Genomic DNA, 19,829 nt, shown 5'->3' with positions numbered 1-19,829 from the left:
GTATGTCGGCCGGGGCCGGTTGCAAGCCCTCGTAAACGGAAGGCCGCCATCAGCTGCTCCAGGTTAGTCGCCGCTCTGTGGCTTCCGCCCGGTCTAGTTAGCCGCGAGCGCAGGGAGAATGGCGGGGAGGAAGCCACCCTTCTCTGACCCTAACCATATCGCTTGCGGGAAGATGTCGAATGTCCGGTGCTGGCGCCTGTTCGACCTTGGGGCGGACTTGTTTTGGCAGGTCGATGAGCTTCAAGGCACCATCGTCTCAGCCAGATCAGCCAAGGCCCGCTGCTGGTGCGGCGTCATCCGCACAAAGGCTCTGGCAAATCGCGTTGCGGCCGGCTCGGCGAAGAAATCAGCCAATTCGCCGACCAGTGACGTACTGGCGTCTCCCTCAAGCCCCTCGAAGAACGCGGACGGCGGGATGGTCATTGCCCGCGCCGCCTCAACAAGCTTGGAAGCTGATAAGCGGTTCATGGCCCGCTCGTATTTCTGAATTTGCTGGAAGCTGATCCCCAGCGCCGCGCCAAGTTCATCCTGAGAGATTCCGGCGGCGAGCCGATAGGCGCGCAGCAGTTTTCCGACGTGAACGTCTATCGGGTCGGGCTCGCTGGACGCCACTTTGCTCATGGGGAAAGCTACTGCTGCGACCCGCCAGTTTGCAACCTAGGGAGATCGCGTTGACGGACGGCGTGGGCGATGGTCAGCGACCCATCTCTCGGACTAGGACTGACGGGAGGAGATCTTTGATGTTCAAACGGTTTGCCGCCTTGGCTGCCGCTCTCACCTTGAGCGCCTGTGCCGCCCAGCCGATCGCGCCGGTAGCGCCTCTGCGGGTGGCGACCTGGAACCTGGAACACCTTTCAGAGGATGGAAGCCAAGGCTGCAAACCTCGGACTGATGCGGACTACGCTGCGCTGCGCCTCTACGCCGACCGCCTGGACGCAGACATCATCGCCTTTGAAGAGGTGGAGTCGGTAGAGGCCGCTGCGCGGGTCTTTGACCCTGCCAAGTACGACATCATCATCGAGACGCGTCCGGCCGGTACGCGCTTTCCCTGCAGAGGTCTTGAGGGGCGGACCCTGACCCGGCAGGCCGTCGGCTTTGCGATCAGCAAAGGCATTGCGTTTGAGCGCAATCCAGACCTCACGAACCTTCAATTGGGAAATCCCGATCTTCGCTCGGGCGTCGATGTGCTCGTTCGCCCGCGCGATCACGCGCCTTTGCGTCTCCTGGCTGTGCACCTGAAATCAGGCTGCGCCTCTGGTCTAAATGGCGAGGCCTGCGCAACGCTGCAAAGCCAGGCGCCCCTGGTCGAGGCCTGGATCGATGCGCGCGCCAATGAGAGCGTTCGCTTCGCGGTGCTGGGTGATTTCAACCGGCGTCTGGCGCGGGTAGGCGATCCGATCTGGGCTGATTGGGACGACGGGCAACCGGACAATGCCGATCTATCTCTAGCAGCTGGGCAACGCGGACCGGCCTGCGATCCGCGCTACAAAGAGTTCATCGATCATATCGTCCTGGACGCTCGCGCCTCTCGCGATCTGGTGGGCTTTGAGGAACTGACCTATGGCGAGGTTGCCGAGCGGCCGTCGGACCACTGCCCTGTGGTCGCGCTCCTGAAATGAGCCACACGCCCGAAGACCTTGAGGCGATGGCCCAGGCCCTTGCGGACTCGGGCCGCTACCGCGTGCTGCGCCAGCTGGATAAGCCCCGTCATCTTGCGCCCCAGGCGACTGGGCCGACACGCCTAGGGATCATGCTTGATCTTGAAACCACGGGCCTAGATCCGCGGCGTGATGAGATTATCGAGGTCGGCATGGCGCCGTTTCAGTACGACGCCGGCGGCCGCATCGTTTCGATCGGCGAGCCCTTTTCGCGGCTGCGCCAACCCACCATGCCCATACCGTCAGAAATCACCCAGCTGACGGGCCTCACCGACGCGATCGTCGCGGGTCAGGTGATAGACCCAGCTGAGGTCGCGGCCTTCGTCGAGCCAGCCGCCCTCGTGGTCGCGCATAACGCCAGCTTTGATCGGCGCTTTGCCGAGGCCTTTTGTCCAAGCCTGGCGCTCAAGCCGTGGGCCTGTTCCTACACACAGATTGATTGGCGCTCGGCGGGTTTTGAGAGCGGCAAGCTTGCCTATCTGGCTGCCGGCTACGGGTTCTTTCATGACGGCCATCGCGCCGCGCACGACTGCCTTGCGACCTTGGAGCTTCTATCGGCTCCTTTGCCCAAGTCCGAGGGCACGGGCTTTCAGCGGCTTCTGGTGAGCGCCAGGCGCGCCTCAGTGCGAATCTGGGCCGAGAACTCGCCCTTCGATCTGAAGGACGTGCTCAAAGCGCGAGGCTATCGTTGGAACGGCAAGCCGGGCCCGGCGCCGCGCGCCTGGTACATCGACGTCGATGAGGCCGATAAGGACGCCGAAATCGCTTTTCTGAGAGCGGAGATCTATCGCGGTGAGTTCGACCCGTTGACCCGGCGGATCACAGCCTTTGAGCGGTTCTCTGAGCGGGCCTGAAGTCTGGCGCTGGCTGGGTCATGGCCGCCATTTACCGGCGGACGCCTCCAATGCTCAGAGGACGCCAGCCTACTGAACCGCTGAACCATGCCGGTTAGTCAGGGAGCCCAAATCGATGGACGCCTAAATCAGACACCGCCAACATCCATGAAGAGGGGCTTGGCGTCGCCACTAGATCCCGATAGGCGCCAGGTCCAAGTACGGCCCGCCCCGCGCGCCAGCCTCGGCGCGGTTTAGCACCTTGTCCTCGTTCGTCCCGGCCACACTCACCCGAACGCCGCGATAGCGGATACCGTCCAGGATCCGGATGCAGACCATGCCGCTACCCGGGACGCTCAGCCGGCAATAGGTGTCGGCGCTCAGAACGATCAGGCCAGGTGCCAAGCTTTCGTCGCCCTTTTCGGCCGCATCTTTGGCGTTGATGTCGAGCAGATGGTCGATGTCTTCGAGCTTCATGGCGCTCGGCTACGGCGATTCTAGCGGCAGCTCGGTCAGCTTCGCGCTCGCGTCCACAGCTATGCTCCGAGATAGCCGGCGAATGTTAGGTTCCTGGGCGTGACCCAATGCCCGCTGCTGGCGCAGCTAAGCCCAACAGTTTGGACCTGAAGGCTGATCGGGCAAGTTGGCCTTCGGGCTGAAATAGGCTGGCGCTATGGCTCTCCACGGGGGGCACTTTCTGCGGCTGACCGAACAATCTCTGCCAGTAACGGATGGATGCCAGTCATCCCGCGCGAGCCAGGATAGACTTTGAGCGGCTCTAGCGAGCCGCATTCAAATGCTGCCCGAAGATCTTTGAGACCGCTCATCATCTTGCTGAGCAAGATATCTACGCTCGGAACAATTTCATCGAGGTACTTGGGCAATCCCTCGAGAGTTACAATGTCAACCGAAGCGTGCCATTCCCAATTTGGGGCCCCTTTCCAATGGCAGCGGACATAGTCCGCAGGCGCCACCTTCATCTCGCCACTGTCAGGATCGTAGAAGGACTCGAATAACTGCCCTTCCACGACGATAATCGGGAAAATACACACCGCATGGTGCGGCGCTTCGCCTGGTTTGCGATGCAAATCGTAAGCGTTAGCTAGCGCGGATGACGCAGAAGTCACTCCTGCCATCGCCTTGAAGAATTGATCGTCACCCTTGCTGAATGCCTGACGTCCACCGAAACCTGGCATGTCTGGCGTAGCGAACATTTTTAGATTTCGCATATCGGCGGCGCCAGCGGCTAGCCAGAGCAATGCGCTGCCAATTGTCGACCCCATAGTTTGCGATACACATGCCGCAGTGCTCATACGCCCGCATCTGTCTGTGAAAACGACCCATGGCTTCGACGTCCATTTGCATTCGACGACGAACTCGCAGCGCACCCACAACTTCTCTTCGCGGAGCGTTCCATGCGCTACGACATCGATTTCGCGCGGCGTCCCTTCGGTTCGATAGTGAACTCCCTGTCGAGCGTGGAGCCCCGCAGCACGAAAGCCCATCGCTGTGCGGAACTCGGTCGGGAATCCTTCAGTCTCCAGCCAAGCTAGGACTTTATCTTGCAAGTCTGGTCCGTCATTTTGCGTCCTATCCGTCATGTTTGCAGATTGATGCAGTGCCGTTCGATCAGCAATGCCCGCAACGTGCCAGCACCGGTCTTGTCGACCTAGGTGTTGAGCGTCCAGTTTCTGGAAATGCGTCAACGTCCGGTGATGGCGCGGATTCTCCGGACGCTGTCATCCGACCAAACGTCACCGGCGGCTGAGCGCCGCGACGCCATCGGCTCGAAGTTTCCCGTCCGGGGCGACGTGTCGATACAGGGTCTGTCGAGTAACGCCGAGCTCACTACACAGGGTTGAAACCTTCGTCGTCGGCTGTCCCATCGACGCAGCGGCTAAGCGCACCTTCGCCGCCGTCATCTTCGGCTTTCGCCCGCCGGCACGGCCCCTAGCGCGAGCCGCAGCCAATCCGGCCATGGTGCGCTCGCGGATCAGCTCGCGTTCGAACTCGGCGAGAGCCGCGAATATCCCAAAAACTAGTTTGCCAGCCGGAGTTGTTGTGTCGATCGCGGCACCCTGTCCGGTCAGCACGCGGAAGCCTACATCGCGGGCCGCCAGCTCGTGGACAAGATTTACCAGATGTCGGAGGTCTCGGCCTAGGCGGTCCAATTTCCAAACCACGAGGGTGTCGCCCTCTCGCAGGGCCTTCAAACATTGGTCCAGACCGGGGCGCCGCTCGGTCTTGCCGGTGACCATGTCCTCGTAAAGGTGCTGGCCTTCCACGCCGGCACCGAGCATGGCGTCACGCTGAAGATCGACCGTCTGAGATCCATCCGCCTTCGACACTCGCATGTACCCGATGAGCATGCCGTTTTTGCTCCGAAAACGATCGATTAAGTGACAGCCTCGATCGCGCAGATGGAAGACGGGCGGAGCGTCACTTTTCAGCGTTTTGAAATCTATGTCAGTTTTGGCCGCCTGGTGAAGCTAAGGTGACATAGAGGACGCCAGACGAAAGGACGGCGCATGATTCTTAGGCGACCTTGGGAAGGTCCGATCGCGGGTGGTGGACTGATGCGCCGGCGAGGGCCAGGGCCTCGCGCAGCTCTGGCAGAACTAGAGTTTTCTGAACATCAGGGCCGCGCCTCAAACGAGATAGCCAGGCCGGCGGGGTGACTGAGGCCGGCGCCTACGATCAATGCTCAACTGTGTAAAATATGGGCGACTGCGAGGTTGTGCGGCGTAGAGTGTCTGCGCCGGTTACCGTTCAAGCCGTCTCCGCCCTAGGCATGCGCCATGCGCGTGCTTGTCATCGACCCCGATCCTGCTCGAGCCGCCCTCGTTGCCGAGGGCCTGCTAGGCATCGATCCGCTCGAGGTGAGACAGGCGGCGCTTTTCGACGAGCGGGAAGTGGCGGCCTTTGCCCCTGATGTGGTGGTCATCGCGGCCGATAGTCCCGACCGCGACACCCTGGAAAGCTTGCGGGAGGTTACGCACGGCAACGCTCGCCCGGTGGTGATGTTCGTCGATCGCTCCGAACCGGGGCTGGCCGAGCAGGCGGTCCGGGCGGGTGTTGCAGCCTATATCGTCGATGGCCTTGCACCAGGGCGGGTGCGACCGATCCTGGACGTGGCTATGAGCCGCTTTGCCCTGACCCAGCAATTGCGCGGCGATCTGGCCAAGGCCAAGGCGGATCTGGAGTCACGCAAGATCGTCGAACGGGCCAAGGGTCTGTTGATGAAGGAGCGGGGCCTGGACGAGGACGGCGCCTATCGTCTGCTGCGCAAGCTGGCCATGGACAAGGGCCGGCCGATCGGCGCTGTCGCTGCCGATTTGATGGCCTTCGCGGGTATTCTGAAAGGAGACGCCTCGTGAGCGGTCTCGTCGATCTGCGCCTGGGCTTCATCCCCCTGACCGACTGTGCGCCGCTGGTGGTGGCCAAGGCCTTGGGTTTCTTTGCCGAAGAAGGGTTGGAGGTGAGCCTCAGCCGCGAGGCCTCGTGGGCGACCCTTCGCGACAAGGTCACGGTGGGCGCCCTGGACGGGGCGCACATGCTGGCGCCGATGGCCCTGGCCTCCAACCTGGGTGTGGCAAGCGACGCCGTGCCTATGATCGCGCCGATGGCTCTGAATCTGAACGGCAGCGCCATAACGGTCTCGACGGCCCTGGCCGACGCCTTGCGTCAGATCGATCCCGAGGGCATGGCGCAGCGGCCGATCACGGCGCGTCCCCTGGCGCGGCTATTGGAAAAGCGCCGGGCGTCTGGTGAGCCGCTTCTGACCTTCGCCGTGGTCTTCACCTATTCAATGCACGCCTACGAGCTGCGCTACTGGATGGCCCAGGCGGGGATCGATCCGGACCGGGACATCAAGCTGGTGGTCACGCCACCGCCGCGCATGGTCGAGCACCTGCGATCGGGCGGCGTCGATGGGTTCTGCGTCGGCGCGCCGTGGAACGCGGTGGCGCTGCAGGAGGGGTTGGGCGAGGTGCTGATCAGGGCCTCGGAGTTCTGGCCTGGCTCGCCCGACAAGGTGTTCGGGGTCAAGGCGCAGTGGGCGGCGACCCATCCAGACGAGCTTCGCGCGGCGCTCAGGGCGATCATCCGGGCTTCGGCCTGGGCTGATGATCCAGCCCATCGTCAGACGCTCGTGGAGCTGCTGGCCTTGCCCGAGCACATCGGCGCGCCCGCAGAGGCCATCGCCTGGGCCTTGGAAGACGAGATCGTCTTTCATCAAGGCGCGGCGGGGCTGCCGCGCCGGGAGCACGCCCTCTGGTTCTTGTCGCAAATGGCGCGTTGGGGCCAGGTTGAGGTTCAGCAAGACCTTGGGCGCGCAGCCGACCTTGTCTATCGCCCTGACCTTTTTCAGGCGGCGGCGATCTCGCTGGGCCCTGTCATCGAGCCCGCAGCCGCGTTCGCAGAGGCAGCCAACGCCCCGTCCATGGTCTTGTTCGACGGCCTGGAATTCAGCCCCGAGGCGGCCGGACTCTATGCCGCAGCCTTTCCTATTACCCGCTTGAAGGCCTGACGGGGCAAGGCGCAACGGTCCTTGAGGTCGCACAAACGCGCGGAATACGGGCACGGTCCTGCTGAGAACTGCTGCTCAGCTGTACAAAAATGCGCCGATGACGGAGCGCACTAGGCGATAACGCCGTTTTTCGATTGCCGCAGGTCGGCGGTCTACGCCTTCCTGATGGCGACACGCGGGACAACGAGGTTCCGCGCAGGCCTGAGAGGGCCGCCGACGGTGACGTAGTCGTCGGTATGGAATGGACAACGACGTCCGGAGAGATCGCACACGCGGTCTCGCCGGGCGTTTTTTTTTGGCCTTGGGGGATTGAGGCAATGAAAAATCTGCGAGGAATGCTGCGGTGCGGGACGGCTTTCTGCGCCCTGACGTTGGGTGGAACGGCCTGGGCCCAGGAGGTTTCGGTTCCGGCCGCGCCGACCGCTGAAACCACGGTCGAGGCCGTCGCCGAGCCGGCCGTCGAACCGCCGCCGCTCGCGCCGCCGCCGACCATCAGCGACCAGATCGCGGCCGGCAAACTGATCCTGGAGGTCCGGGCTCGCTATGAGACCGTCGATCAGACCAAGACCGCCACGCTGAAGAACGACGCCTCGGCCTTCACCGTCCGCACCCGTTTCGGGTGGGAGACCGCCGAGTTCGCTCATGTGAAAGCCTTGGTCGAGTTTGAGGACGTCCGGCAGGTCGGCGAAGAGCACTATGCCGTCAACGTACCCGGCGTCGCGACCGCTCCGTTGAACGGCGCCGACAAGGCCCGTTATCCGGTCGTCAACGACCCCGATGTCACCGAGCTGAACCGCGCCCAGCTGACTTGGACGCCCAGCACGGCGCTGCAGGTCACAGCCGGCCGCCAGCGCATCCTGCTGGATGACCAGCGGTTCGTCGGCAATGTCGGGTGGCGCCAGGACGAGCAGACGATGGACGGGTTCCGCGCCGACGTCGCCCTGGGCCGCTTCAAGGCGACCTACGCCTACGTTACCCACATCAACCGCATCCTCGGCGAGTTGAAGGACTGGGACAGCGACAGCCACCTGCTGAACGCGACTTGGTCGCCGGCCGAGGCTCTGCGTCTGCAAGGCTTCGTCTACGCGCTCGACTTTGGCAATTCGGCGGTCAACTCGTCGCTCACCAAAGGGGTGAAGGCCTCGGGCAAGACTTGGGTCAACCTGTTCCAGCTTGCCTACAACGCCACCTACGCCAAGCAGTCTGACTATCACGGCAATACGCCCAGCTTCGACCTGGCCTATTGGGGTGGCGACGTCGCGGCGACCTTCGACATCTACACGGTGAAAGCGGCTTACGAGTCGCTTGAAGGCGACGGCGCACGCGGCTTCACCACGCCTTTGGCCACCGTCCACGCCTTCCAGGGGTGGAGCGACGCCTTCGTCTCGCCGGGCGGCAACAAGAGCTTCGTCGACGGCATTGAGGACGCCAACCTCACCTTCAACGCCAAGCCCCGGTTCAAGCGGACCTACTGGTTCAACACCGATGTGCTGGTCCGCTACCACGACTTCAACGACCAGAAGACGGGTGCGGACCTGGGTCGCGAGTGGGGCGTCCAGCTGACGGCCGCGATCAATCCCAAGCTCTCGATCCAGTTCAAGTACGCCGACTTCAAGCGCGAGACGACCGTGCCGCTGGGCACGGCGGCGCCGCCGCCGTCGCGGACCAAGGGCTGGATCACCCTCGAATACAAACTCTAAGCCCCAGCGGGATCTGAAGATCATGACCAAGACCGACAAGACCATCGCCGGCTCTGAGATGAGCCTCACCCGCCGCAACGCCCTGCTGGGCGCGGCCGCCACCGTCGCCGCCGTCAAGGCCGCCTTTCCGGCCGGGGCCCACGCCGCCGGCATGGGACCGGAAGTCGCCAAGGCCCGTCTGGGCTTCATCGCCCTGACCGACTCCGCCCCGGTGATCATCGCCAAGGAGCGTGGCCTTTTCGCCAAGCACGGCCTGCCGGATCTGGAGGTCGTCAAGCAGGCCTCGTGGGCCGCCACCCGTGACAACCTGGTGCTGGGTTCGGAGCGCGGCGGCATCGATGGAGCCCACATCCTGTCGCCCATGCCCTATCTGATGAGTACCGGGGCGATCACCGGCGGCGCGCCGACGCCGATGTACATCCTGGCTCGCCTCAATACGAACGGGCAGGGCATCTCGGTCGGCAATGACCTGAAGGCGGTCAAGGTCGGGCTGAACAGCGGCGGGGCCAAGGCCAAGTTCCTGCAGATGAAAGCGGCCGGCAACATCGCCAAGGTGGCCATGACCTTCCGGGGTGGCACCCACGACCTGTGGGTTCGCTACTGGCTGGCAGCCGGCGGCATCAATCCCGAGACTGACGTCGCCACCATCGTCATCCCGCCGCCGCAGATGGTGGCCAACATGAAGGCCGGCACCCAGGACGCCTTCTGCGTGGGCGAGCCGTGGAACGGTCAACTGGTCAACCAGAAGGTCGGCTACACGGCCTGCCTGACCTCCGAACTGTGGATGAACCACCCGGAAAAAGCGCTGGGCATGCGCGCCGCCTGGGTCGACAAATATCCCCGCGCCGCCCAGGCCATCACCGCCGCCGTGCAGGAAGCGGCGATGTGGTGCGACAAGGCCAGCAACCTGCCGGCCATGTGCTCGATCGTCTCGGGCCGCCAATACATCAACGTGCCGATGGGCGACATCCTGCCCCGCCTGCAGGGCACGGTCGACTATGGCGACGGTCGGACCCTGAAGAACTCGCCGCACCGGATGAAGTTCTGGGCCGACAGCGCCAGCTTCCCTTTCAAGTCGCACGATCTGTGGTTCCTGACCGAGGACATCCGCTGGGGCATGCTGCCGCAGAAGACCAACACCAAGACCCTGGTCGACAAGGTCAACCGTTCGGACATCTGGCGCGCGGCGGCCAAGACTATCGGCCAGAGCGGCCCCGCCGGCGACAGCCGCGGCATCGAGCGCTTCTTCGACGGCAAGGTGTTCGACCCGGCCAATCCGGGCGCGTACCTCGCCAGCCAGCCTATCAAGAAGCTGGTCTAGGGGAGGGCGCGGCATGACCTTTCCCAAGCCCACATTTTCGCCCGCCGAGCCGGTCGTGATCGCGCCCGTCGTTCAGCCGTCGGGAGAGACCCGCACCTCTGGCCTAGCCGAGGTTTCCAGGCGGGCCGGCGAGACGGCGGCGGCGGTGTTCCCACCGCTGCTGACTCTGCTGGTCATTCTCGGCGTGTGGCAGGCGGCGATCGGCGACTCCTATGGCGGTCTGCCGTCGCCCGTCCAAGTCTGGACCGACTCCAAGGCGCTGATCCTCGACCCGTTCTTCGACAACGGCGGCGTCGACAAGGGTCTGTTCTGGCACGTGCTGACCAGCCTCAAGCGGGTCGGGGTGGGTTTCTCGATCTCGGCGATATGCGGGATCATGCTGGGCGTGCTGATAGGTTCCAACCGCTGGGCGCACCGGGGGCTGGATCCGATCTTCCAGGTGTTGCGCACCGTGCCGCCCCTGGCCTGGCTGCCGATCTCGCTGGCCGCGTTCCGTGAGGCCCAGCCTTCGGCCCTGTTCGTGATCTTCATCACCTCGATCTGGCCGATCATCATCAACACCGCCGTCGGCGTCAGGAACATTCCGACCGATTACGTCAATGTCGCCAAGGTGCTGCGGCTGTCGCCGACCGAGTACTTCTTCAAGATCCTGCTGCCGGCCACGACGCCCTACATCTTCACCGGCCTGCGCATCGGCATCGGCATGAGCTGGCTAGCCATCGTCGCCTCCGAGATGCTGCTGGGCGGCGTCGGCGTCGGGTTCTTCATCTGGGATCAGTACAACGCCTCGCGGATCTCCGACATCATCGTGGCCCTGGCCTGGGTCGGACTGACCGGCTTCTTCCTCGATCGCCTGGTGGCCCTGCTGGGTCACGTCATCTCGCGCGGCAACGCGGCGAGCTAAGGAGTATCACCATGGCCAAGGCCTATCTCTCCATCGAAGGCGTCGGCGTCACTTTCTCGAAAGGCGCCGCCCGCTCGGAAGTGCTGACCGGCATCGATCTGAAGGTCGACAAGGGCGAGTTCGTCTCGATCATCGGCCATTCGGGCTGCGGCAAGTCCACCCTGCTCAACGTGGTCGCCGGCCTTGTGCCCATCACCACTGGGGCGGTGATCCTCGACCGGCAGGAGGTCAATTCACCAGGACCCGACCGGGCCGTGGTGTTCCAGAACCACTCTCTGCTGCCGTGGCTGTCCGTGCGCGAGAATGTCAGCCTGGCGGTCGACAAGGTGTTCGCCAAAACCAGGACCGCCGCCGAGCGCCGCGACTGGACGCTGCACAATCTGGAGCTGGTCAAGATGACCCAAGCCCTAGACAAGCGGCCATCGGAGATCTCGGGAGGCATGAAGCAGCGGGTTGGCATCGCCCGGGCGTTGGCCATGGAGCCCAAGGTGCTGCTGCTGGACGAGCCGTTCGGGGCGCTGGACGCCCTGACCCGCGCTCACCTGCAAGACAGCGTCATGGAAATCCATGCAGCGCTAAATAACACCGTCTTGATGGTCACCCACGATGTCGACGAGGCGGCCTTGTTGTCAGATCGCATCGTGATGATGACCAACGGCCCGCGCGCCAACATCGGCCAAGTTCTGGATGTGGCTCTGCCACGGCCCCGCGACCGCTTGGCCGTCGCCGAGAACCCGACCTACATCCACGCCCGCGCGGCGGTTATCGAATTCCTGTACGCGCGGCGAGCCGCCTAGGTGCCCACAAATCAGGCAGACACTTCGCTTATTTGATGAGCAATCGAGCGCTATCCAAGGCGCGGTTGCCTGGGGGACCAAGACAGGGTGACAGCCACCCCGTCTTGATCCCCTTCTAACGGCAAGCCTTCGGACAACGGCGTTCGTGGCTGCAAGAGAAGACCGCTCGGATGCGGTCACCCGTCGGGCTCAGTCGCCCCTCTCGCAGACACGCAAGACCGAGGCTTTCCCATGAATCTCCGCGAATTTGCCAAGGTCGGCCACGCTCCGACCCTGTTCGCCGCCTTCCTCTATTTCGACCTCAGTTTCATGGTCTGGGTGATCCTGGGCCCGCTGGGCGTGGCGATCGCCAAGGACTTCAACCTCGATCCCGCCCAAAAGGGCCTGATGGTCGCCGTGCCGGTCCTGGCCGGCGCGCTGCTGCGACTGGTCAACGGAGTCCTGGTCGATCGCATCGGTCCCAAGAAGACCGGCATGATCGGTCAGCTGATTGTGCTGACCGGTCTGGCCCTGACCTGGGCGGTCGGGGTGCATAGCTACAACCAGGTCCTGGCCCTGGGCCTGATCCTGGGCGTCGCCGGCTCGTCCTTCGCTGTCGCTTTGCCTCTGGCGTCGCGCTGGTATCCGCAAGAGCACCAGGGCCTGGCCCTGGGCATCGCCGGCGCGGGCAATTCGGGTACGGCGCTGGCGGCGCTTTTCGCGCCCGTGCTCGCCAAGACCTATGGCTGGCAGAACGTCATCGGTCTTGCGGCGATCCCTCTGGCGGTCGCCTTCGTCATCTACATGCTGATGGCCAAGGACGCGCCCGAGCAGCCCGAACCCAAGAAGCTGGCCGAGTATCTCGACGTGCTGAAGGTCCCGGACGCCTGGTGGCTGATGCTGCTCTACGCCGTCACCTTTGGCGGCTTCGTGGGGCTGGCCTCGTCGCTGACCATGTATTTCAACTCCGAATACGGCCTGGATCCAGTCATTGCCGGCTTCTTCACCGCCGCCTGCGTCTTCGCCGGCTCGTTCATCCGCCCCGTCGGCGGCGCCCTGGCCGACCGGCATGGCGGTGTGCGCACCCTGACCGTGGTCTACGCCCTGGCCGCGATCGGTCTGGCGGTGGCCAGCTTCCAGCTCCCCTCGGCCTGGCTGGCTCTGGCGGTGCTGATGTTCTCGATGCTCGCCCTGGGGGCCGGCAATGGCGCGGTGTTCCAGCTGGCGCCGCAGCGCTTCCGCAAGGAGATCGGCGTCATGACCGGCCTGATCGGCATGACCGGCGGGATCGGCGGCTTCTACCTGGCCTCGACGCTTGGCATGGCCAAGAAGGTGACCGGTTCCTACCAGCTCGGCTTTCTCGGTTTCGCCGCCCTGGCCCTGTTCGCCCTCTTTGCCCTGCACGGTCTGAAGGCCCGCTGGCGGGCGATCTGGCCGACCCTGCACGCCGACGCTCGCCCCGTGCGCGTCTGATCCTGACCTCTGAGAAATGAGCAACGCCATGAGCAAAGCCCACACTCGGGAACGTCTGGTCGTCATCGGCAACGGCATGGCTGGCTGCCGAGCGGTCGAGGAAGTCCTCAAGCGCGATCCCGACCGCTACGAGATCGCGATCTTCGGGACCGAGCCCCGCGTCAACTACAACCGCATCATGCTCTCGCCCGTGCTGGCGGGTGAGAAGACCTTCGAGGACATCGTCATCAATGACGAGGCCTGGTATCGCGACAATGGCATCGCCCTGCATGCGGGCCGCGCGGTCGTCGAGGTCGATATCAAAGGCAAGGCGGTGCGAGCCGAAGGCGGGCTTTCGCTCGCTTACGACAAGCTGATCCTGGCCACGGGCTCTGATCCCTTCCGTCTGCCCTTGCCAGGTTCCGACCTGAAAGGCGTGGTGACCTTCCGCGATCTGGATGATGTCGAGGCCATGGTCGCGGCCTCGGCCAAGCCGGGCGCCCGCGCCGTGGTGATCGGCGGCGGCCTGCTGGGGCTGGAGGCCGCCTATGGCCTGGCCCGTCGCGGCATGGCCGCCACGGTCGTTCACCTGATGGACGTTCTGATGGAGCGCCAGTTGGACGAAAGCGCCGGCTTCCTGCTGCGCGAGGCCCTCTTGGAGCGGGGCGTCGAGACGGTTCTGGGCGCGCACTCCGAAGAGATCGTTGGCGAAGACGGCAAGGTCGCTGGCCTCAAGCTGAAAGACGGCCGCGTCCTGCCTTGCGATCTGCTGGTCATGGCCGTCGGCATCCGTCCCAACGCTGCCGTGGCGCGCGAAGCGGGTCTGGCCGTCAATCGCGGCGTGGTGGTGGATGACGCCATGCGCACCTCCGATCCGGCCGTGTTCGCGGTGGGCGAATGCGCCGAGCACCGGGGCAATTGCTACGGCCTTGTCGCGCCGATCTGGGACATGTGCCGCTCGCTGGCCCTCTCGTTGACCGACGGGGAGGGGGCTTATGAAGGCTCCGTCCTCTCTACTCGCCTGAAGGTCTCGGGTGTCGATGTGTTCTCGGCCGGCAAGTTTTCCGGGGGGGAGGGCTGTGAGGACATCGTGTTCCGCGATGCCGGGCGCGGCGTCTACAAGCGCGTGGTCATCGAGGACGGCAAGGTCGCCGGCGCGGTGCTGTTCGGCGACGCCGCCGACGGTGGCTGGTACTTCGACCTCATGCGGGCCGGGACCATGGTCGCCGACATTCGCGACACCCTGATCTTCGGTCAGGCCATCACGGAGGGTTTGTCCGGCCTGGACCCTAATGCGGCCGTTGCGGCCATGCCCGATACGCAGGAAATCTGCGGCTGCAACGGTGTCTGCAAGGGTTCGATCGTCTCGGCCATCACCAGCCAGGGTCTGACGACCCTGGATGACGTGAAGGCGGTCACCAAGGCTTCGGCCTCGTGCGGCTCTTGCACCCCGCTGGTCGAGCAGGTGCTTAAGCTCACCCTGGGCGATGACTTCAAGGCCCAGGTCGGCCCCAAGCCGATGTGCAAATGTACGCACCATCCGCACTCGGCCGTCCGTGAGGCGATCCTGGCCCAGGACCTGAAGTCCATGCCGGCGGTGATGCAGGCCATGGAATGGACCACGCCCGACGGCTGCTCGTCCTGCCGGCCGGCCTTGAACTATTATCTGCTGTGCGCCTGGCCCGCCGAATATCGCGACGACAAGCAGTCGCGCTACATCAACGAGCGGGTCCACGCCAACATCCAGAAGGACGGCACCTACAGCGTTGTGCCGCGCATGTGGGGCGGCATGACAACGCCGGACGAACTGCGGGCCATCGCCGATGTCGCCGACAAGTTCGCCATTCCGGCGGTCAAGGTCACCGGTGGCCAGCGCATCGATCTGTTGGGCGTCAAAAAGGACGATCTGCCGGCCGTCTGGGCCGACCTGAACGCCGCCGGCATGGTCAGCGGCCACGCCTATGCCAAGGGCCTGCGCACGGTGAAGACCTGCGTCGGCAGCGACTGGTGCCGGTTCGGCACCCAGGACTCCACGGGCTTGGGGATTCGCCTCGAGAAGTTCCTTTGGGGCTCGTGGGCGCCGGCCAAGGTCAAGCTGGCGGTGTCAGGTTGCCCCCGCAACTGCGCCGAAGCCACCTGCAAGGACTTCGGCGTCGTCTGCGTCGACAGCGGTTACGAGATCCATATCGGCGGCGCGGCCGGCCTGCACATCCAAGGCACCAAGGTGCTGACCCATGTCGCCTCGGAGGACGAGGTGGTCTGGGTCATTGCCGCCGCCATGCAGCTCTACCGAGAAGAAGGCTGGTACCTGGAGCGCGTCTACAAGTGGATGGCGCGCGTGGGTCTGGAGACCATCCAAGTCCAGGTCACCGATCCGGACCAGCGCAAGGCCCTCTACGACCGCTTTGTCTTCTCGCAGCGCTTCGCCCGCATCGACCCCTGGGCCGAGCGCGTGGCCGGTCGCCACAACGAAGAATTCACCCCCATGAGCCGCCGGATGGAGTTCGCTCCCGCATGAACGCCCCCGTCAAAGAGCCGGTCTGGATCGACGTCGGCGCGGTAACCGATGTTCCCCGTCGCGGCGCGCGGCGCGTGACCAGCCCGCGCGGCGACATCGCCATCTTCCGGACGGGCGATGGCGAGGTTTTTGCCCTGATGGACGCCTGTCCGCACAAGGGCGGGCCGCTCAGCCAGGGGATTGTCCACGGTCGGGCCGTGGCCTGTCCGCTGCACAACTGGTCGATCGACCTGGCCACCGGCGAGCCGATGGGCGCTGACAAGGGCAAGGGCTGCACGCCCGTCGTGCCGCTGGAGGTTCGCGACGGCCGCCTGCTGCTGAGCCTGGCTCTGGTCGAGGCCGATGGCTGACGGCGGCTCCGCCCTTTCGGTCAAGACCGCTTGCCCCTATTGCGGCGTCGGCTGCGGCGTCGCCGCTGTCGTGACCGCCGACCGGGGCGAGAACCGGGCGGTGTCGGTGGCGGGTGACCCGACCCATCCGGCCAATCTGGGGCGCCTCTGCTCGAAGGGTACGGCGCTGGGCTCCACCGTCAGTCTCGAAGGTCGGCTTCTGGAGCCGACGATCGGCGGACGCGTCGCCAGCTGGACCGAGGCGACAGCTCTGGTCGCCAAACGCTTTGGCGACACCATCGCCAAATACGGTCCGGACAGCGTGGCCTTCTATGTCTCCGGCCAATTGCTGACCGAGGACTACTACGTCGCCAACAAGCTGATGAAGGGCTTCATCGGCTCGGGCAATATCGACACCAACAGCCGACTCTGCATGGCCTCGGCGGTCGCGGCTCACAAGCAGGCCTTCGGCGCCGACCTGGTGCCCGGCTGCTATGAAGACCTCGATCTGGCTGACCTCGTTGTATTCAGCGGCCACAACGCCGCCTGGACCCATCCGGTGCTCTATCGGCGCATGGAGGCGGCCCGGGCGCGCGGCCAGAAGCACGTGGTCATCGATCCGCGCCGCACCGATACCGCCGAGGGCGCCGATCTGCACCTGGCCATCGCGCCGCAGAGCGATGTGCGCCTGTGGACTGGCCTGCTGGCTGACCTGATCCGGCGCGGCGCGATTGATCGCGACTATATCGCCGCCCATGTGAACGGCTTTGACGCGGTCGAGGCGGCCCTGGGCGAACTCGACCAGTCGCCCCAGGCGGTCGCCGCCGACTGCGGTCTGGCGCTGGTCGACCTGCTGACCTTTTTCGATCTGTTCGCCGCCCATCCCAGGACGGTCAGTCTGTTCTCGATGGGGGCAAACCAGTCAGCCCAGGGCGTGGCCAAGGGGCTGTCGATCCTCAATGTCCATCTGGCCACAGGCCGCATCGGAAAGCCCGGGGCCTGCCCGTTCTCGATCACCGGCCAGCCCAACGCCATGGGCGGCCGGGAAACCGGCGGCATGGCTAACACCCTGGCCGGCCATATGGACTTCGAGCCGGCCGACCGAGATCGCGTCGCCCGCTTCTGGGGCGCGCCCGACACCGCCCGCAAGCCGGGCCTGAAGGCCGTCGACATGTTCGAGGCGGTGCATGACGGCCGGATCAAGGCGATCTGGGTGATGGCCACCAACCCGGCCGTCTCGATGCCGGACGCCGGCCGAGTGCGCGAGGCCCTGGCCAAGTGCCCGTTCGTGGTCGTCTCCGACTGCATCGCCGACACCGACACCAGCGCCTTCGCCCATGTGAAGCTGCCGGCCCTGGCCTGGGGCGAGAAGGACGGCACGGTCACCAATTCCGAACGTCGCATCTCGCGTCAGCGGCCCTTGTTCGTCGCGCCGGGCAAGGCCCGAGCCGACTGGAGGATCATCGCCGACGTCGCCGTGGCCATGGGCCATGACGGTTTCGGCTGGTCGAGCCCCGCCAGCGTGTTCCGTGAATGGGCGCGCCTGACGGCCTATGAGAATGACGGCCGCCTGCTCGACCTTTCGGGTCTGACCGGCATCGATCCGGAGGGCTACGCCGGCCTGAAGCCGGTGCAGTGGCCGGTCAGAGCCGACGGGCAGGGCGCGCCGCGTCTGTTTGTCGACGGCCGTTTTCAGACCCCTGATACTCGCGCCCGGATGATCCCGACCCGTCCGAAGGGGCCCGCCGACGCTGTCAGCGACGCCTATCCGCTATCACTCAATACGGGCCGCATCCGCGACCAGTGGCACACCATGACCCGTACGGGTCTCGCGCCCGACCTGTGCCGCCACGCGCCCGAGCCCTTTGTCGAGATGCATCCGGTCGACGCCGAGGCCGCCGGCGTCAAAGACGGGGTTCTGACCCGAGTCCTGACCGCGCGTGGCGAAGCCGTCGTCATTGCCAGGGTCACCGACCGGCAACGCCCCGGCGACCTGTTCATGCCCATGCACTGGACCGCCGCCTTCGCGCCGTCAGGGCGGTCCAATGGCCTGATCGCGCCGAATATCGACCCAATCTCCGGTCAGCCGGAATTCAAGCACACCCCAGCCCGGATCCGCGCCTATCGCGAAACCTGGAAGGGCTTTTTTCTCTCGCGCGACAGCCTCAGCGCGCCTGCTGGCCAGGATCTTGTGTGGCGACGGATTCCGCAGGAGGCCTGTCAGCAGCATGAGTTCGCGGGGCGCGGCGACCAGGCCCAACGCGAGGTCGTCCGCAAGGTGCTGTCAAAGAGACTGGTCGGCGAGTTGGTGGCCTATGAGGACGCCGGGTCCGGTTCGCGGCGCGAGGCCTGGGTCCGCGACGGGCGATTGGCGGCGGTGCTGTTCATGACCACCAGCGGAGCCCTGCCGTCGCGTGACTGGCTGGCCGAGCTTTTCACCGCGCCGGTGCTGGGCGCCGAAGCGCGCTCGGCCCTGCTGTTTGGCCGTCCACCCGGAGCACCAGTCGACAAGGGCGCTTTGGTCTGCGCCTGCCTGAAGGTGGGCGCCAAGACTATCCAGGCCGCCATCGCGGTCGGCGCCGTCAATCCAGACGCTGTGGGCGAGGTAACCGGGGCGGGGACCAATTGCGGCTCCTGCCGGCCCGAGATCGCCCGGATGATCGCCGCTTCCCTCAAGCTCGCCAAGGAGACCGTCGATGTCGCATGACCCCAAGGCCGGCTGTGTCCTGCTCGTCGGCGCAGGCCCTGGTCCCGTCGATCTGATGACGTTGCGCGCGGTGCGGGCGGTCGAGAGCGCCCAGGCGCTGCTGTATGACGCCCTGATCTCAGAGGAGGCCATCGCCCTGGCGCCGCCGGGCTGCATCCGCATCGAGACCGGCAAGCGCTCCGGGCGTCCCAGCATGAGCCAGGACGCCATCAATCGCCTGGCTTTGCGCCTGGCGCGCAAAGGCCTGCGGGTGGTGCGTCTGAAGGGCGGCGATCCCTCGATCTTCGGACGGGTCGGCGAAGAGGCCGACTATCTGCGGCGCTTCGGGATCGCAGTCGAGGTGGTGCCAGGGGTCACAGCCGCTTGCGCTGCTGCGGCGCAGTTCGGCTTCCCGCTCACGCATCGTGGCCAGGCCCGGCGAGTGATCTTCGCCACCGCGCGGGTCGAAGGCGCCGGAGCGGTCAGCGACTGGCAACTGGGCGCCGATCCCGAAGCCACCTTGGCCATTTATATGGGCGGCGAAGCGGCGTCTTCTCTGGCGCTCGCGCTTCTTCTGCAGGGGAGGTCTCCGACAACGCCGGTCGCGATCATGGAGAGCGTCGGTGGACCGAACGCCAAGCTGACGGCTGCGACCCTTCAGGAGCTTGCCCAATTCGGAGCCTCGACGTCGGGTGGCCCGCTACTGATCGTAATCGGCGAGGTTGTCTCCGGTGTCGGAGAGGCTTTGGTCCATGAGGCGCCGAAGAGGGCGTCCGCTTGAGTGGCAGGCGGATGTCCGTGTTGGCTGTGAGCTGAACGTCATGTTCCTGGGGTGGTTCGAGAGTCCGCGCCTGGCGCAGCCTTGACGCGAGCGACCAGAAAGGCCGGTGTTTGGCGGTAGCGAAGTAGCAGGAGTTTAGATCACCGATCTTGGCCGAGGGGAGCTCGTTCGGTTCCCCACCGCTGGCGTCCTCTGCTCTATACTGATCTTCTCCTTCTCCCCCGGCCCCCCTCAACCTCATCTTGAAAGAAAGTTGCGCGGCGCGCGCGAGCGGAAAGGCTCGCACCGCGCAATAAAAGCGAAGCCAAAACAGATATTTGTTGTCATTTTCGTTCGGCTTAAC

The 19,829-nt window shown here is 65.0% G+C and carries 17 protein-coding genes; 13 read left to right on the top strand and 4 right to left on the bottom strand.

Annotated elements, in window-relative coordinates:
* Positions 1-240: 240 nt before the first annotated feature.
* Positions 241-621 (bottom strand): helix-turn-helix domain-containing protein, encoded by a 381-nt coding sequence (locus ACW17Z_RS01640; RefSeq protein ID WP_492057340.1) that lies wholly within the window; start codon positions 619-621, stop codon positions 241-243.
* Between the two features lie 119 nt (positions 622-740).
* Between ACW17Z_RS01640 and ACW17Z_RS01635 the strand changes: the two genes are divergently transcribed.
* Positions 741-1,619 (top strand): endonuclease/exonuclease/phosphatase family protein, encoded by an 879-nt coding sequence (locus ACW17Z_RS01635; protein WP_492057339.1) that lies wholly within the window; start codon positions 741-743, stop codon positions 1,617-1,619.
* Complete coding sequence (locus ACW17Z_RS01630; protein WP_492057338.1) at positions 1,616-2,512, top strand: 3'-5' exonuclease; 897 nt, start codon at positions 1,616-1,618, stop codon at positions 2,510-2,512. Before ACW17Z_RS01635 ends, ACW17Z_RS01630 begins: the two co-directional genes overlap by 4 nt.
* Positions 2,513-2,683: 171 nt before the next feature.
* Here ACW17Z_RS01630 and ACW17Z_RS01625 read toward each other — a convergent pair whose 3' ends face one another.
* The 3 genes from ACW17Z_RS01625 to ACW17Z_RS01615 all read right to left on the bottom strand — a co-directional run bounded on the left by ACW17Z_RS01625 (position 2,684) and on the right by ACW17Z_RS01615 (position 4,860).
* Complete coding sequence (locus ACW17Z_RS01625; RefSeq protein ID WP_492057337.1) at positions 2,684-2,968, bottom strand: hypothetical protein; 285 nt, start codon at positions 2,966-2,968, stop codon at positions 2,684-2,686.
* A 194-nt stretch (positions 2,969-3,162) separates the two neighbouring features.
* A complete protein-coding gene (locus tag ACW17Z_RS01620) occupies positions 3,163-4,059 on the bottom strand; it encodes a hypothetical protein (protein ID WP_492057336.1) in 897 nt (298 codons plus the stop codon).
* A 186-nt stretch (positions 4,060-4,245) separates the two neighbouring features.
* Positions 4,246-4,860, bottom strand: coding sequence for a recombinase family protein (locus ACW17Z_RS01615; protein WP_492057335.1), 615 nt, complete (start codon positions 4,858-4,860; stop codon positions 4,246-4,248).
* Between the two features lie 429 nt (positions 4,861-5,289).
* On the opposite strand from ACW17Z_RS01615, the gene ACW17Z_RS01610 reads away from it, so the two are divergent.
* The 11 genes from ACW17Z_RS01610 (at position 5,290) to cobA (ending at position 19,486) form a co-directional block, all read left to right on the top strand.
* Positions 5,290-5,868: an ANTAR domain-containing response regulator gene (locus tag ACW17Z_RS01610; protein WP_421736419.1), complete on the top strand. Its 579-nt coding sequence runs from the start codon at positions 5,290-5,292 to the stop codon at positions 5,866-5,868.
* Complete coding sequence (locus ACW17Z_RS01605) at positions 5,865-7,019, top strand: CmpA/NrtA family ABC transporter substrate-binding protein (protein WP_492057334.1); 1,155 nt, start codon at positions 5,865-5,867, stop codon at positions 7,017-7,019. Before ACW17Z_RS01610 ends, ACW17Z_RS01605 begins: the two co-directional genes overlap by 4 nt.
* A gap of 317 nt (positions 7,020-7,336) precedes the next feature.
* Positions 7,337-8,719, top strand: a complete 1,383-nt coding sequence (locus tag ACW17Z_RS01600) for an alginate export family protein (protein WP_492057333.1) — start codon at positions 7,337-7,339, stop codon at positions 8,717-8,719.
* Between the two features lie 22 nt (positions 8,720-8,741).
* The gene (locus tag ACW17Z_RS01595; RefSeq protein ID WP_492057332.1) at positions 8,742-10,040 is read left to right on the top strand and encodes a CmpA/NrtA family ABC transporter substrate-binding protein; all 1,299 of its coding nucleotides are present in this window, start codon (positions 8,742-8,744) and stop codon (positions 10,038-10,040) included.
* Between the two features lie 13 nt (positions 10,041-10,053).
* Positions 10,054-10,944 carry a nitrate ABC transporter permease gene (gene ntrB / locus ACW17Z_RS01590; protein WP_492057331.1) on the top strand — a complete coding sequence of 297 codons (891 nt, stop codon included), beginning with the start codon at positions 10,054-10,056 and terminating at the stop codon, positions 10,942-10,944.
* 11 nt (positions 10,945-10,955) lie between these two features.
* Positions 10,956-11,741, top strand: a complete 786-nt coding sequence (locus ACW17Z_RS01585; protein WP_492057330.1) for an ABC transporter ATP-binding protein — start codon at positions 10,956-10,958, stop codon at positions 11,739-11,741.
* 231 nt (positions 11,742-11,972) lie between these two features.
* Positions 11,973-13,193 carry a nitrate/nitrite transporter gene (locus ACW17Z_RS01580; RefSeq protein WP_492057329.1) on the top strand — a complete coding sequence of 407 codons (1,221 nt, stop codon included), beginning with the start codon at positions 11,973-11,975 and terminating at the stop codon, positions 13,191-13,193.
* Positions 13,194-13,221: 28 nt separating this feature from the next.
* Entirely contained in the window at positions 13,222-15,690 is a 2,469-nt protein-coding gene (gene nirB, locus ACW17Z_RS01575) for a nitrite reductase large subunit NirB (RefSeq protein WP_492057328.1), read from the top strand.
* Positions 15,687-16,040, top strand: a complete 354-nt coding sequence (gene nirD, locus ACW17Z_RS01570; protein WP_492057327.1) for a nitrite reductase small subunit NirD — start codon at positions 15,687-15,689, stop codon at positions 16,038-16,040. Before nirB ends, nirD begins: the two co-directional genes overlap by 4 nt.
* Positions 16,033-18,726, top strand: coding sequence for a nitrate reductase (locus tag ACW17Z_RS01565; protein ID WP_492057326.1), 2,694 nt, complete (start codon positions 16,033-16,035; stop codon positions 18,724-18,726). Before nirD ends, ACW17Z_RS01565 begins: the two co-directional genes overlap by 8 nt.
* The gene (gene cobA, locus ACW17Z_RS01560; RefSeq protein ID WP_492057325.1) at positions 18,716-19,486 is read left to right on the top strand and encodes a uroporphyrinogen-III C-methyltransferase; all 771 of its coding nucleotides are present in this window, start codon (positions 18,716-18,718) and stop codon (positions 19,484-19,486) included. The genes ACW17Z_RS01565 and cobA overlap by 11 nt, the downstream gene beginning before the upstream one ends.
* Positions 19,487-19,829 lie beyond the last annotated feature (343 nt).

The sequence above is a fragment of the Caulobacter sp. GSs2 genome (assembly GCF_058680895.1).
Note: the sequence above shows the minus strand (reverse complement) of the source record. Positions and strands in the feature narration are given on the sequence as shown.